This window comes from Aeromonas sp. 600527 (assembly GCF_049175415.1).
In the GTDB taxonomy this organism is placed as follows: Bacteria; Pseudomonadota; Gammaproteobacteria; order Enterobacterales; family Aeromonadaceae; genus Aeromonas; species Aeromonas veronii_A.
In genome coordinates this window covers 550361-565043 of sequence record NZ_JAAKVA010000001.1, presented here as the reverse complement: position 1 = coordinate 565043, position 14683 = coordinate 550361, and the positions used below count along the sequence as shown (strand labels likewise).

The 14683-nt window shown below is 59.3% G+C and carries 10 protein-coding genes; 6 read left to right on the top strand and 4 right to left on the bottom strand.

Translation table 11 applies throughout. The features are described 5' to 3' along the window. The first annotated feature begins 133 nt into the window (after positions 1 to 133). On the top strand, positions 134 to 781 hold the full coding sequence (locus tag G5154_RS02460) for a thiopurine S-methyltransferase (RefSeq protein WP_421250258.1): 648 nt from the start codon (positions 134 to 136) through the stop codon (positions 779 to 781). A gap of 330 nt (positions 782 to 1111) precedes the next feature. Here the strand turns inward: G5154_RS02460 and G5154_RS02455 are convergent, their stop codons facing one another. Then, complete coding sequence (locus G5154_RS02455; RefSeq protein WP_421250257.1) at positions 1112 to 3898, bottom strand: insulinase family protein; 2787 nt, start codon at positions 3896 to 3898, stop codon at positions 1112 to 1114. Between the two features lie 162 nt (positions 3899 to 4060). Between G5154_RS02455 and sixA the strand changes: the two genes are divergently transcribed. The 3 genes from sixA (at position 4061) to G5154_RS02440 (ending at position 5950) form a co-directional block, all read left to right on the top strand. Then, positions 4061 to 4528, top strand: coding sequence for a phosphohistidine phosphatase SixA (gene sixA, locus G5154_RS02450; protein ID WP_021230584.1), 468 nt, complete (start codon positions 4061 to 4063; stop codon positions 4526 to 4528). 133 nt (positions 4529 to 4661) lie between these two features. Then, positions 4662 to 4868, top strand: a complete 207-nt coding sequence (locus G5154_RS02445; RefSeq protein WP_005336998.1) for a DUF1107 domain-containing protein — start codon at positions 4662 to 4664, stop codon at positions 4866 to 4868. 164 nt (positions 4869 to 5032) lie between these two features. Beyond that, positions 5033 to 5950, top strand: a complete 918-nt coding sequence (locus G5154_RS02440; protein WP_421211289.1) for a DMT family transporter — start codon at positions 5033 to 5035, stop codon at positions 5948 to 5950. Positions 5951 to 6055: 105 nt separating this feature from the next. Here the strand turns inward: G5154_RS02440 and G5154_RS02435 are convergent, their stop codons facing one another. Then, the gene (locus tag G5154_RS02435) at positions 6056 to 7672 is read right to left on the bottom strand and encodes a peptide ABC transporter substrate-binding protein (protein ID WP_421211287.1); all 1617 of its coding nucleotides are present in this window, start codon (positions 7670 to 7672) and stop codon (positions 6056 to 6058) included. Between the two features lie 382 nt (positions 7673 to 8054). On the opposite strand from G5154_RS02435, the gene fbp reads away from it, so the two are divergent. After that, positions 8055 to 9089: a class 1 fructose-bisphosphatase gene (fbp, locus tag G5154_RS02430; RefSeq protein ID WP_421250256.1), complete on the top strand. Its 1035-nt coding sequence runs from the start codon at positions 8055 to 8057 to the stop codon at positions 9087 to 9089. Positions 9090 to 9189: 100 nt separating this feature from the next. On the opposite strand, the gene mfd is transcribed toward fbp, so the two are convergent. Next, positions 9190 to 12657, bottom strand: coding sequence for a transcription-repair coupling factor (gene mfd / locus G5154_RS02425; protein ID WP_421250332.1), 3468 nt, complete (start codon positions 12655 to 12657; stop codon positions 9190 to 9192). 55 nt (positions 12658 to 12712) lie between these two features. After that, complete coding sequence (locus G5154_RS02420) at positions 12713 to 13288, bottom strand: hypothetical protein (protein WP_005336991.1); 576 nt, start codon at positions 13286 to 13288, stop codon at positions 12713 to 12715. 76 nt (positions 13289 to 13364) lie between these two features. Here G5154_RS02420 and G5154_RS02415 point away from each other — a divergent pair, with 76 nt between their 5' ends. Further along, complete coding sequence (locus G5154_RS02415; protein WP_005345085.1) at positions 13365 to 14600, top strand: lipoprotein-releasing ABC transporter permease subunit; 1236 nt, start codon at positions 13365 to 13367, stop codon at positions 14598 to 14600. The last annotated feature ends 83 nt before the right edge of the window (positions 14601 to 14683 follow it).

The following is a 14683-nucleotide window of genomic DNA, read 5'->3' as shown; positions in this document are numbered from 1 at the left end:
AGGGCAAGGGAAGGTCCCGTCATTTGCCGGATAACACGCAGAGGCTGCGCGGCAAAAAGGGAAGGGCAAAGGGTTGCGTGGTGCCGGTTAAGTTGTGATATTGAGGCATCTTTAGTACAGAAGGGTAATAACGATGGAAGCTGCGTTTTGGCATCAGCGTTGGGAAGAGAACCGGATTGGCTTTCATCAGGCGGACTTCAACCACTGGCTGCAATCCTGGTGGTCAGCCCAGCAAGCGGACGAGCCGGTGCTGGTTCCCCTGTGCGGCAAGTCCCGCGACATGCTCTGGCTGAGTGCTCAGGGCCATCCGGTCGACGGTTTCGAGTTATCGAGCCTTGCCGTCAACCAGTTCTTCAGTGAAAACCAGCTCGCCGCGACCGTGAGCGAAGTGGGCCCTTATCAGTGCCATCAGGTGGACAGCCTGCGCATTTTCCAGGGGGATTTTTTCGCCGCCCCCAGTCTGGGTCGCCGTTACCAGCTGGTCTATGACCGCGCGGCGCTGATCGCCCTGCCGACCGCGATGCGCCGCCAGTATGCAGCCCTGATCAGTTCGCTGGTCGAGACCGGTGGCCAGATCTTGCTGGTGACCCTCGAATATCAGCCTGAGCAGCAGAGTCAGCCCCCCTTCTCGGTGGGTGAGATGGAGGTGCGAGCCCTGTTCGAGCGCGATTTTCGTATCGAGGTGCTGGGGCGCGCCGCCGAGGTGGATCACCCGCGGGTGTTGTCGGGCCAGCTCTCCTACTTCGATGAGGTAGCCTACCGGCTGGTTCGCCGGGGTTAACGGGCAGCTAACGGGCGAGCAAAGGGTGATCTGCGCCGACAAATCATCGGGCTATGCGCTCTTCGCTACCTCCTTTGACGTAGATCAACGTGATTGGCGGGGGGAGTGCCTAATATGAGGCTGTTTCTCAATCACTGTTGGCATTGCAAAGCGAGTATCGGGTCTTTCCCGCTCGCTGATCAGCAACTCAGTGTCTGATTTTCACGCTCATGTTCACTTTTGGCGGCTTTGGTCGCAATTGTTATGGTTTTTCCAGCCGACCCTGATGGGTCGGCTTTTTATTGTCTGTGATTTGCCGCGGGCAGGAAAATGGAGGATGTCGAGGCCTGATCAGGCCTCGAAGGTGGCGGCATTGAGCCGAAATGCCCGTGGATCATCGATAAACTGGCCGGTGATCCGCTCGTCATGTTCGTGCCCCTGACCATAGCTGCAGAGGATCAGCCGATCGGAGGTGCGCGAGCGCAGCTGGGTGATAAAGCGCACCAGATCGGCGCGGCTCAACTTGCCCACCTCATCGCAGACCCGTTCCCGCTGATCGAACCCCAGGTCCTTGTTGCCAATACTGACCCACAACCGCTGGCCGCGACTGCGCAGGTTGGCATCCCGCTCGCTCAGCTGGGCTTGCAGCCCCGCCTTGCTCTCTTGCCACTGCTGCTCGGTAAATTCGAGCATGGCCAGCGGGAAGAGGTCGATAAACTCCTCCACCGCATCGAGCAGGATCTGCGGCCCCGCCACCGGCGACTGGATATAGAAGATCAGCCCCGGATGGCGATTGAGGGGCAGGTTGCCGGCACCCACCACATACCCCAGTTGCTGGCGGGTGCGCAGCTCGTGGAAGAAAGTAGAGGACATGATGTGGTTCGCCAGGGTAAAGCAGGCGAGATCCCGCGCCCGGGTGGTACGGGACTGGTAGTAGACCAGCAGTGCCGAGTCTTCGTGATCGCAACCCTGCTCGCGAATAAGGGTGCCCCTGTCCTGAATGGAGATGAGCGGACGACGGGTCTCGCCGCTCGGCTTGCTGCTGGTGCCATTGATATCGCTCAGGTGGCGCTCCATCAGGGCGGCCAGCTCCAGCGCTTCGGCGGCAGTCCAGTCGCCGTGTACCAGCGCCTCGACATGCACCTCGCCAAACAGCTGGGCCACGAAGCCGGGCATCTCCTCCAGCTCGACGGTGCGCAGGTGGCGCAGCAACTGCTCGAACGGCGGGTTGTTCGGTTGCAGCAAACTGGTGAGCTGGTTAAAGAGCTGGGAGATGGGGCGCGCCTTGGACTGGTTGTCCCAGTTGCGGATGAGCTGCTCTTTGATCTCGGCGAAGCGGCCCGGATCCGGATACCCCAGCGTGCGGTTGCCGAGGATCATGTCGAGCAACAGCGGCTGCTTGTCGGCAAAACCGCTCAGGTTGATGGTAAAGCCCCCCTGATGGGCATAGATCTGGTAGCCCAGCCCCGCCAGCTCCGCCGGATAGGTGAGGGCGTTGAGGTGGTCTGCCAACAGCTCCACGGCGAGGCGCGCCATGGCGATATTACGCGGATTTTTGACCGCATGTTCGCTGTCGATGGAGATATAGAGATTGCCCTTGGGCACGCTGAACAGGTGCTCATGGAGGTGCCAGAGGCGAAAACCGGGGCGATCGATAAGGCAGGCGGGCATGTCGGCCGTAAGCTCTGGCGTGCGCGGATCGAGCCTACTGCTGATAAAGGGGTTGGGCTTGGGTAGCGCCAGCGCCGGATCCGGTTCGCTCTGCTGCCAGCGAATTTTCTCGGCCTCGGTAATGGTTGCCACGCTGTAGGGGGTCTGATACCAGCGGGCCAGCCGATCGGTTGCCACTTCCGGCGCAGTGATGGTGATACGCAGGTTGTGCGGGGTGAGCTTGGCGAGGAAGCGGCGGATCAGCCCCTCGTCATATTCGCGCATCATGTAGTCGCCGTAGAGCAGATCCTCAGGTTTGTAGCTAAAGAGGTTGAGCACCAGCCCCGACACCGTATCGAGGGGGCGGCCGCGCTCCTGAAAACGGAACGCCGATTCGAGCACGGTCCGTTTTTCGTCGTAGCGCCAGCTCTGCAGCCCTTCGCGGCCAATCAGTTTCAGATAGCCAAACAGGGCGGCGAGGATGTCGTCCACATGCTCAAGGCCCAGAGGTGTGAGGCCGAAGTTGACGCCAAAATCCTTGAAGTTGGCGCCGCTTATGCCACCGCCCGCCGAGAGCTGATTGACCCAGCCTTTCGCCTTGAGCAGGGAGAGCAGGCTGCCATCCCCCTCATAACCGATCAGATGGCTCAGGAAGGTGAGGGGCTTTTTGTCGTAAAACTCGTCCACATTAGGCAAGGGGAAGCTGAGCGACAGCTTGCGGGTCTCCTTGACCGGATTGATGTGGATGCGCACGCCGAGATCGTCGAGCCGGTAGAGCGGCATGGTGAGGGTCGGGGTTCCCAAATTGCGATTCAAAATGGGAGCAAAGTAGCGACAGCACCACTGCAACTGGGTATCGATGGATTCCGGCGAGATCATCACCAGTGCCATGCGATCCGCGCTGTAGTGGCTTTCGTAAAAACGGATAAGGTCGGAGCGCAGATCCCGTCCCGGCAGATCGGCCAGGGTATCAAGGTTGCCCACCGAGAACTTGGCGAAGGGGTGCGCCGGGTTGACCGTCTCTTTATGCACCTGATAGCTGCGGCGCATGTCGTCCTGCAGCTTGAGGCGATACTCGGAGTCGACCGCATTGCGCTCCTTGTCCACCCACTCCGGATCAAAGGTGGGGCAGATAAAGAACTGGGAGAAGCGATCCAGCCCTGCTTCGAAGAAGCCGTTGTCGATCTCGAAGAAGAAGTTGGTGAATTCGGTGCCGGTCCAGGCGTTGTTGCTGCCGCCATGACGGCTCATAAATTGCTGGTACTCACCAGGCTTGGGGTAAGTGGCGGTGCCGAGAAACAGCATGTGTTCCAGAAAATGGGCCATCCCCTGCCGGTCGACAGGATCGTCAAAATGGCCGGTATTGACCGCCAGCGAGGCGGCCGATTTGTCGGTGTCGGGATCACAAATCAACAAGACCCTGAGCCGGTTAGCCAGCTCCAGAAAATGGTATTGCCGATGGTCATTGGGACTGGCATATGGGCTCATTGGCGTGTGACTCACGTTGGATTTATTTGAATTTAAACATGATTATCGACCCCGCTATCCCGTCAGGCAAACCCTTTTCTGAGAGGTAGCGCAATTGTTTCCACACCCGTAGCGGGGTAAGATCCCCCGGCTATCAAAACAGGCCCTTTGGGCGAGGTTGTAATGAAGATCTATATCATGCGTCATGGCCAGGCTGGCATGAATGCGAAAACAGATGAACAGCGTCCATTGACCGAGCAGGGTATTGAAGAGTCTATCCAGATGGCTCGCTGGCTGGCGCCTCAGCTGATTGGCCCGCTGGATCGGGTGATTCACAGCAACTATCTGCGGGCACGCCAGACCTGGCAAGCTATATGCAGTGAGTTACCTGACGCCGCAGCCGTCGAAGAGAGTGGCGACATTACTCCCTATGGTGATCCCGCTTTCGTGGCCAGCTACCTCACTACTCTGGCTGAGCAACATGACCAGATCCTGATGGTCAGCCATCTGCCTCTGGTGGGTTATCTGGTGCAAAGCCTCTGCCCGGCCGCAGGAGCACCCATGTTCGCCACTTCGGGGATTGCCTGTATCGAGTGGCATGATGGCAAAGGAGCCTTGCTCTGGCTCGAAGGGCCGCATACAATAGGTTAAAAGTTAATAAAAAGTTATAGATTGAATTTTTTGGGAAGAGATGGGCGAGTTTTCCGGATTTTTATAAATGTTTTTCGGAATTAATTCGCAGAAGCTGCTGTCATACGGATACAACTGCAAGAGGTTGCAAACGATGAGAGTGTTCAAGAAGTACCTGCCACTGATGGTGGCAAAGCATGTCAAAACCTTCTTTAAAGGTCGGATTTACATTCATGGTCGGGGGCGGTTTGATTTCCAATCCGGTTTGTTGCTGATGCCAAATCCGGCGGATATTCCCCACCGCCAGACAGTCACCGAGGTCAACGAGCTGATCTCAAGATTGCACATGGATGCCGCGTGATGCGCTTCTGAACCTGTTTCTGCACTGATATGCCCGCACCTTTGCGGGCATATTTGTTTCTGGCGACTGGCTTTCGCGCGATGCCTGGTCAGCTCCGCACCTTTGTTTATTTTCCGTCGCTCCCTATACTGGCCCGCTGTTGTCTCTTCGGTCTGGATCGTTTCATGCCCCTTGCCATTCTGTTTCCTTTCTCCTGCATTGCCATCTGGGCTGGCAATGGCATCGTCAGCAAACTGGCGGTCGGCATGTTGTCCCCCGCGGCCTTGGCCTGGTCACGTTGGGTGGTGGCTGCCTTGGTATTAAGCCCGTTTCTGGCCCGTCGGGTATGGCGTGTACGCGCTCGCCTGTGTGCTGGTCTTTGGCAGATCGCCATGCTGGCGCTGCTGGGCATGGTGCTCAACCAGACCTTTGGTTACTACGCGGCGCAAACCATGGGGGCCACCGAGATGGGGTTGATGATGGGGCTGACGCCACTGTTGACGGTGTTGCTTAGCATCTGGCTGCTGCGCGAGCTGCCCACTTGGGGTGCCGTGCTGGGGGCGCTGCTCTCGATCCTCGGCTTGTCTATCTTGCTGGGGCAGGGGGATCCTACCCGGCTGTTTACCCAGGGTATTCATATCGGCTCGGTCTACATGCTGCTCTCGGCGGGTACTTATGCCCTCTATAGCGTGCTGCTCAAGAAGTGGGAGCTGGGGCTCGACAACTGGTCGCTGCTCTATGGTCAGGTGCTCTGCAGTGTGGTGATCCTGACCCCCTTCTTTCTGCTGGTGGATGGTCAGCTGCCCGAGGGGCGGGCGCTCTGGCTGATCTTCTATGCGGGGATCCCTGCCTCGGCACTCTGTCCCTGGCTCTGGATGCAGGGGATCACCCTGCTCGGCGCCAACCGTACCGCCATTTTTATGAACCTGCTGCCGGTGATGACGGCTGGCCTTGCCATCACCCTGCTGGGCGAGCGGCTGACCAGCTATCACCTGATCGGGGGCGGTCTGACTCTGCTGGGTGTTTTGCTGGCACAGCTGCTGGTGCGTCCGGTGGTGGCGGGGAGTCGCCGGGGGGCGTTGGCGCCCTGTCCCGAAGAGTAAGCTTGCGCGAACGCGTAAGTGGGCCCAATGGCCCGCTGGCCGCCAATGAAAAAGCGCCTGCAGCAATGCAGGCGCTTTTTTTATGATCAGGTAGTGCCAGACCGGTTACTGGGCGACCAGATAGAGGTCCCGGCTATAGACGATGTCTTGCGGGCTCTCATAGGGATAACCCTTGACGAACGGCTTGAGCAGTCGCGATTTGACGTAGAAGTAGAGCGGCGCGATAGGGGCGTCAGCCTCGATCAGTGCTTCTGCCTGCTGGTAGAGCTGATTGCGCTCGGCTGCATCCTGCGAGTCGTGAGCCTTGGCCAGCAGGGCATCGTACTCCTTGTTGAACCACTTGCCGCTGTTGGCACTGCTGCTGGAGGTCAGGATATCGAGGAAGGTGGAGGCATCGTTATAGTCCCCGTTCCAGGAGTAGCGACTCACCCCGAAATCCCCCTCGTTCAGTGCCGAGACCATGGTTTTCCACTCCATGTTGTTGAGGGTGGCGGTGACCCCCAGGTTGTGCTTCCACATGGAGGAGACAGCCAGCGCGATCTTTTTATGGCTCTCGTTGGTGTTGTAGAGGATATCCACGCTGAGCGGTTTGTCCGGGCCATAACCCGCTTCGACCAACAGGGCGTTGGCCTGCTTGATCCGCTCCTCTTTGCTCTGCTGCTGGCTGGCCGGTTTTTTCAAATCGAAGCCATCGACACTCGGTGGGGTCAGGCTGAAGGCGGGTAGCTGTCCCTGTCCCAGGATCTTGTCGGTAATGGTTTCCCGATCGATGGCCAGCGAGAGCGCCTTGCGAACCTTGGGATCATCGAACGGTTTACGGTTCACATTGAACACATAGTAATAGGTGGCGAGCATGGGAGCGCTGACCAGATCTTGAGGGCTCTGGCTCTTGATGTGCTTGTACTGCTCCAGTGGGTAGGTGGTGTAGTGCAGCTCGCCGGTGCGGTAGCGGTTGTAAGCGGCGGTTTCGGAGACGATCTCCAGATAGACCACCTTGTTCAGGACGGTGTGCTGGTTGTCCCAGTAGTGGGTATTGCGCTCGGCACTCAGCCGCTCGTTGGGGGTCCACTCCTTGAGCACAAAGGCGCCGTTGGAGACGATGTTGCCCGGTTTGACCCACTCCTTGCCGAATTTTTCGATGGTGGCTCTGGGGGCCGGGAAGGTGGTGTAGTGAGCCAGCATCTTCAGGAAGAAGGGGACCGGAGTGTTAAGGGTGACCTGCAGAGTATGGTCATCCAGTGCCTTGACACCCAGCGTATCCGGGCTCTTCTTGCCCTGGATCACCTCACCGGCATTGGTGATACCCATCAATTCGATAAACCAGGCGTAGTTGGAGGCGGTCTTGGGGTCGGCCGCCCGTTGCCAGCCATAGACATAATCTGCGGCAGTGACCGGCTCTCCGTTTGACCATTTGGCCTCCGGCCTCAGCTTGAAGGTGTATACAGTACCGGTGTTGTCGATGTCGTAGCTGAGAGCGCCTGCGGGTTGGGGTTTACCCTTGCCATCCAGTACATAGAGCCCTTCAAACAGATCGTTGACGATCTCGCTACCGGCACTCTCTTCCACCAGCTGGGGGTCGATGGTAGTGGGCTCGGTGCCGATATTGGTCACATAGATTTGTTGGGCATCTGGCAGCAGCTTGGTACCGGCAGGCACTTGGGCAGCCCAGGCGGGAAGGGCAAACAGTCCGGCTACCATGCCGGCAATGAGAGTCTTGTTCATTGATAATCCTTGAGTTTTATTTGCTTCCAAAGCGAAATCAGTGTGCTGGATTGGCGATTGGATCTCAAGAGGCAATGGCTGAGGCCTGCACAGGCCCATCAGACTCCATTTTTAATGGTTCAAGGTCAGTCAGCTTATGGCTTGCTGCAGGTTATTACCACGAATTAAGGGGGTGCAAGTAATCGAATGACACCGTGCAAAAAGCATGAATGATCATCGGGCAAGGGGAAATTGGCTATTTATCAGGCTGCTTAATTCGCTGCAAAAATAAAAAACAGACGTTACATTAGGTTACAAAACAAAGCGGCCGAGGATCGGCTTTTTTTTGTCGATGCTTGCAAACGTTTTCAATGCCAACGGAAATGATCTTAAAGGACCAAAAATGCGAAACATGATCACCATGGGCGAGTTCATCGTCAAAAAGCAGGCAGATTATCCTACTGCGACCGGCGAGTTGACCTCGTTGCTCAGCTCGATTCGTCTCGCTGCCAAGGTGGTGAACAGGGAGATAAACAAGGCGGGGCTGGCTGACATCATCGGCTCCATGGGCGCTGAAAACGTACAGGGTGAGGTGCAGCAGAAGCTGGATGTCTACGCCAATGAACGTTTCAAGGCGGCACTGGAAGCTCGTGGCGAGGTGTGCGGTATGGCTTCGGAAGAGGAAGAGGACTTCGTGGCCTTTGACTCACCACTCTCCAAAAACTCCAAGTATGTGGTGCTGATCGACCCCCTCGATGGATCTTCCAATATCGACGTCAACGTCTCGGTCGGGACCATCTTCTCCATCTATCGCCGATTGAGCCCGCAGGGATCGCCGGTGACGCTGGAAGACTTCCTCCAACCGGGCAACCGTCAGGTCGCCGCCGGTTATGTGGTTTACGGATCCTCCACCATGCTGGTCTACACCACCGGCTTTGGCGTCAACGGCTTTACCTACGATCCTTCCATCGGCTGCTTCTGCCTCTCCCACGAGAACATCCGCATCCCGGAAGAGGGCAAGATCTACTCCATCAATGAGGGCAACTACATCAAGTTCCCGGACGGGGTGAAGAAGTACCTGAAATATTGTCAGGAGCGCGATGAGGCGACCCACAGACCCTACACCTCCCGCTATATCGGATCCCTGGTTTCCGATTTCCATCGCAACCTGCTCAAGGGCGGCATCTACATCTATCCGTCCGGCACCAACTCGCCGAGCGGCAAGCTGCGCTTGCTCTATGAGTGCAACCCGATGGCGTTTCTGGTGGAGCAGGCCGGTGGCAAGGCTTCCGACGGCTTTGGTCGGATCATGGATATCCAGCCCACCGCGCTGCACCAGCGTACCCCTTACTTCGTTGGCTCGACCAAAATGGTGGAGCGCGCCGAGGCCTTTATGCGCGAGTTCTCTGCCCATGAGGATCCGGCCAATCAGAACTGAACGTACGCAGTAGTCAGATAGCAAATCAAAAACGGGAGCCGATTTGGCTCCCGTTTTAGTTGGCATTCTCTCTCTGGCTCGACGCCAGTGTTGCAGAGACTCACAGGCTGTTGTTGGCCAGATCCGCCAGCAAGCCATCCACCAACTTCAGGCGCATGGCCCTGTCCTGAGTCGGCACCTGGAAACGCAGCCGGGTCGGCCCGTCCATCTTGTAGACCCGGGGCTGGCTGGAGAGCAGCTTGACCAGATAGGCCGGATTAACCTTGGTCTCCTGGGTGAAGTCGAGATAGCCGCCGCGCTCGCTCATCTCCACCCGGCGAATGCCAAGGGCGGTGGCCCGCTGGCGGAAGGCAGCCAGCTCCAGCAGGGTTTTGGTCGCCTCCGGCAAGAGGCCGAAACGGTCGATCAGCTCCACTTTCAGCTCGCGCAGCTCCTGCTCGTCCGCCGCACTGGCGATCCGCTTGTACATGGAGAGGCGCATGTTGACGTCCGGAATATAGTCATCCGGCAGCAGCGCAGGCAGGCGCAGCTCCACCTCGGTGTGCTGGCTCATCAGCTGCTCGAGCGACGGCTCTTTGCCATTTTTCAGCGCCTCGACCGCCTGCTCCAGCATCTCCATGTAGAGGGTGAAGCCGACTGATTCAATCTGGCCGCTCTGATCGTCGCCGAGTAGTTCGCCTGCACCACGGATCTCCAGATCGTGGGTCGCCAGCGCAAAACCGGCGCCGAGATCTTCAAGCGAGGCGATCGCCTCAAGCCGCTTGGCCGCATCCTTGGTCATCAGCTTGGGATGGGGGGTGAGCAGGTAGGCATAGGCCTGATGATGAGAGCGGCCAACCCGGCCCCGTAGCTGGTGCAGTTGGGCCAGTCCGAGATGATCCGCCCGATCCATGATGATGGTGTTGGCGCTCGGCACGTCGATGCCGGTTTCGATAATGGTGGTGCAGACCAGCAGGTTAAAGCGCTGGTGGTAGAAGTCGGACATGATCCGCTCAAGGTCGCGCTCGCGCATCTGGCCGTGGGCGATGCCGATGCGGGCCTCGGGCACTAATTCGGCAAGATCGGCGGCGCACTTCTCGATGCTCTCCACGTCATTGTGCAGGTAGTAAACCTGACCGCCGCGCTTGAGTTCCCGCAGCACAGCCTCGCGCACCACCGCCGGTTCGTGCTGGCGCACGAAGGTCTTGATGGCGAGTCGCTTGGCGGGCGGCGTGGCGATGATGGAGAGATCCCGCATGCCGGACATTGCCATATTGAGGGTGCGTGGAATAGGAGTGGCGGTGAGGGTGAGGATATCCACATCGGCCCGCAGCGCCTTGATCTTCTCCTTCTGGCGTACCCCGAATCTGTGCTCCTCATCGACGATGAGCAGCCCCAGATCCTTGAAGGTGAGTTCGGAGCCGAGCAGCTTGTGGGTGCCGATGATGATGTCCACCTTGCCTTCGGCCAATTCCTTCATCACTGCGCTCTGCTCTTTAGCGGAGCGGAAGCGGCTCAGTACCTCGACCCGCACCGGCCAGTTGGCGAAGCGGTCGCGGAAGTTGTCGTAGTGCTGTTGCGCCAGCAGGGTGGTGGGCACCAGCACGGCAACCTGCTTGCCGCCGTGTACAGCCACAAACGCTGCCCGCATCGCCACTTCGGTCTTGCCGAAACCCACGTCGCCGCACACCAGTCTATCCATGCTCTTGGCCTGACACATGTCCCCCAGCACTGCATTGATGGCGTTGAGCTGATCGTCGGTCTCCTCGAACGGGAAGCTGGCGGCAAATTGGCGATAGGCCTCTTTGTCGTGCTTGAAGGCAAAACCGGCGCGAGCGGCGCGATGAGCGTAGACATCCAGCAACTCGGCTGCCACGTCGCGCACCTTCTCCGCCGCCTTGCGCCGCGCCTTGCTCCAGGCTTCACCGCCGAGCTTGTGGCTGGGCGGGTTATCAGAACCGGTATAGCGGCTGATAAGGTGCAAACTGGTAACCGGCACGAACAGCTTGTCGCCGCCGGCATATTCGAGGGTCAAAAACTCGGTGGGCAGGCCACCGGCGTCGATGGTTTCCAGCCCCAGATAGCGGCCGACCCCGTGATCGAGATGGACCACCGGCTGACCCTGGGTCAGCTCGCCCAGGTTTCTGATCACCGCATCGGAGCTTAAATTTTTGCTCTTCTCCCGTGCTCGCTTGCTGCGCACTTTGCCGCCCAGCAGCTCGGTCTCGGTGATCAGCGCCATTGGATCCTGACCAGCCTCCTGCCAAAGGAAGCCACGCTCAAGCGGTGCCACCAGCAGGCCGTGTCGATCCGGGCTCGCCATAAAGGCGTCGAGGGAGGGGAACTCTTTGGGTTGCAGCGAGATACGCGCCAGCAGATCGCCGAGCACCTCCCGCCGCCCCTCGGATTCCACCGCAAACAGGGTGCGCCCGGCAAAACCTTGCAGGAACTGGTTGAGCGCCAGCAGGGGTTGTTCCTTGCTGTGATCGAGTTGCAGATCCGGCAGCGCCTCGATGGGCAGATCGTGCTGACCGGCATCGCCCGCGGTGGCGGCCTCTTGCAGCCGCACCGCGCCATATTGGCCGAGGGCGGCAAAGAGCTGCTCCACCGGCAGATAGAGCTGGGCCGGGGGTAGCAGGGGGCGAGTGTTGTCCCAGCGTCTGTCTTCATAGCGCTGGCCGATATCGTTCCAGAAGCGCTGGGCAGCGGGGTAGATATCCCCCACGGTGAGCAGCAGGGTCTCTTCCGGCAGGTAGTCAAACAGGCTGGCGGTCTGGTTGAAGAAGAGCGGCAGATAGTACTCGATGCCGGCGGGCCAGCGTCCCTTGCTCACCTCCTGATAGACGGAACCCTCGGCCCGCGACAGCTCGAACTGCTCGCGGAACTGGCCGCGAAACAGTTCGATGGCCGCCTCGTCGGTGGGGTATTCCCGGGCGGGCAGCAGGCTGACTGTCTTGACCGGTTCGCTGGAGCGCTGGGTCTCGGGATCGAACGGGCGGATGGAGTCCACTTCATTGTCGAAGAAGTCGATGCGATAGGGGCTGCTACTGCCCATGGGGAAGAGATCGAGCAGGGAGCCGCGGGCGGCAAATTCGCCATGTTCCAGCACCTGATCCACCGCCACGTAACCCGCCTCGGCCAGCCGCCCGCGCAGCTGTTGCAGGTTGAGGCGCTGACCGGCCTTCACCATCAGGCTGTATTTGTCGAGATAGACCCGGGGGGCGCAGCGCAACATCAGGGTGGAAATGGGGACAATCAATACCCCCTTGCTCATCTGCGGCAGCTTGTAGAGGGTCTCGAGTCGCTGGGAGATGATGTCCTGATGGGGAGAGAAGGTGTCGTAGGGCAGGGTCTCCCAATCGGGGAACAGCAATACGGGGGCGGACTGATCGGCTAGCTGCTTGTCTGCCAGCAAATACTGTAGCTCCTGCTCCAGGCGCAGGGCGCTCGGGGTATCGGCGGTGATAAGCAGTACCGGCCCCTTGGCTTCACTGGTGAGACGGGCTGCAATCAGCGAGAGGCTGCTGCCGACCAGCTGGCCGAGCGTGATCTTTTGGCCCGCTTTGGCGGGCAAGGCGGGGAGTGTCATTGGCATGATTCGATTCTTTTAACGTTGACGTTATCTATCGCGACGTTCGCTCTGGTTAGCGCTGACGTTCTTGGGCGCGCAGCTTGAGCTGCTTCGATTGCACGTGGAGGCTGGCACGAACCAGCAGTTCACGGTCATCTTCGCGGATCCGCACATAGTCGAGCTGCACATGGGTGCCATGTTCACCGCCGTCGAGCTGTTTGACCTGGCCATAGCAGTAGATGGCGGCCGCCTCTTCCCGCAGGAAGATCTTGAGGCGCACTATCTGGTGCAGGTGCGGCGCAGCCCCGTGATCATGATAGGGGTGCAGGTAGGTGAGCTGGCCAGCCCCGAAGCGCAGGGTGTGGAAGCGCTGCTCCGGATGGTCCTGCAGGGAGAGCACATAGCCCATGATCATGTCGATCTTGCGGGACTGCTGATTGACGATCTCGATCAGGTCGTGCATCGACTCGTTCTGGTTGCGCAGCAGGCGGGTGGTCACCAGATCGATGGAGGTAATGGCCGAAGAGATCCGAAAGGGCTCCGGCAGCTCAGCGTCCAGCTCCTCCAGCGAGGGGAGGTGGAAGTCGGCCGGCATGGGGATCACATTGACCGGCGTGGCATGAGTGACGCTGAAGAACTGTTCCTGCATGGAGGCTATCCCTTGTTGTCATGGACGGTTTCCCTTTATTATCCGGTATCTTATTTTGTTGGCAACGTACATATCCTTGAAGACCGGACTTTTTCAGCCCCTTTCGCTGGCCATCGGCCTGCGTTATGCAGGCTCGAAGCGCAGCAATCGCTTCGTCTCATTTATCTCCCTGTTCTCTACCTTTGGCATCGCCATCGGGGTTGCCGCCCTGATGGTGGTCATTTCGGTGATGAACGGTTTCGAAGGGCAGCTCAAAGGGCGCATCCTCGGGGTGATCCCCCATGTGGTGGTGACCAATCAGGCTGGCCGCATTGATGCCGACCCGCAAGGCTTGCCGGATCTGGCCAAATTACCCCATGTGGTCGCCTCGGCCCCCATGCTCGACAGCGAAGGGATGCTGCAAAGCCCCGGCCAGCTGACCGGGGTGAGCGTGCAGGGGATCGACCCTGCGAAGTGGCCCAAGGATGACATCCTCCACAGCCAGATGCTGGGGGGGCGCCTCGATACCCTGCAGGCTGGCCACTACCGCATCGTGCTGGGGCAGGGGGTGGCACGCCGCCTCAATGTTTCCATCGGCGATCAGGTTCGGCTGATCCTGACCGAAGGGACCCGCTTCACCCCGTTTGGCCGGGTACCGGCCCAGCGCCTCTTTACCGTCTCCGGCATCTTCGGGGTCGGCGCCGATGTGGATAACCAGATTGCGCTGATCGCGCTGGGGGATGCCCAGCGACTGCTGCGCCTGCCGCCAGAAACCGTCGGTGGCATTCGCCTTTGGCTCGATGATCCCTTTGCCGCTGACGAGGTGATCAAGACACCGTTGCCGGATGGGCTGCTGTGGCAGGATTGGCGCCGCGAGCGGGGCGAGCTGTTCCAGGCGGTCGCCATGGAAAAACGGATGATGGGGCTGATGCTGGTGCTGATCATCGCCGTCGCCACCTTCAACATCCTCTCTGCGCTGGTGATGGTGGTGACGGACAAGGAGGGCGAAGTGGCCATCCTGCGCACTATGGGCATGAGTGAATCAGGGATCGTCAAAATCTTCATGGTGCTTGGTGCCTCCAGCGGGGTGATTGGTGCCCTGTTTGGCGGGCTGGCTGGCCTTGCGCTCTCTTTGGGTCTCAACCCTCTGCTCAATGCGGTGGGGCTCAACCTCTATATGGCGGCGGGCGGCAGTGGCCTGCCGGTCATCGTCGAACCGGCTCAGGTCATCACCATCTTGCTGGGCGCCGTGCTGCTGAGCTTCAGTGCCACCCTCTATCCGGCGGCCCGCGCCGCACGGGTGAAACCGGCCGAGGCGCTGCGTTATGAGTAATGCCGTGAATAATACATCTTCTGTTGTTACCTCCGGTGCGAGTACCGGCGTTGTTACTGGTGCCTCTGTGGTCACTGGCGTAA

Excerpts from the sequence above, each read along its gene's own strand:
- fbp (WP_421250256.1), top strand. The coding sequence starts at position 8,055 with ATGCGAAACATGATCACCATGGGCGAGTTCATCGTCAAAAAGCAGGCA.
- G5154_RS02460 (WP_421250258.1), top strand. The coding sequence starts at position 134 with ATGGAAGCTGCGTTTTGGCATCAGCGTTGGGAAGAGAACCGGATTGGC.
- G5154_RS02435 (WP_421211287.1), bottom strand. The coding sequence starts at position 7,672 with ATGAACAAGACTCTCATTGCCGGCATGGTAGCCGGACTGTTTGCCCTT.
- G5154_RS02440 (WP_421211289.1), top strand. The coding sequence starts at position 5,033 with ATGCCCCTTGCCATTCTGTTTCCTTTCTCCTGCATTGCCATCTGGGCT.
- sixA (WP_021230584.1), top strand. The coding sequence starts at position 4,061 with ATGAAGATCTATATCATGCGTCATGGCCAGGCTGGCATGAATGCGAAA.
- mfd (WP_421250332.1), bottom strand. The coding sequence starts at position 12,657 with ATGACACTCCCCGCCTTGCCCGCCAAAGCGGGCCAAAAGATCACGCTC.
- G5154_RS02445 (WP_005336998.1), top strand. The coding sequence starts at position 4,662 with ATGAGAGTGTTCAAGAAGTACCTGCCACTGATGGTGGCAAAGCATGTC.
- G5154_RS02420 (WP_005336991.1), bottom strand. The coding sequence starts at position 13,288 with ATGCAGGAACAGTTCTTCAGCGTCACTCATGCCACGCCGGTCAATGTG.
- G5154_RS02455 (WP_421250257.1), bottom strand. The coding sequence starts at position 3,898 with ATGAGCCCATATGCCAGTCCCAATGACCATCGGCAATACCATTTTCTG.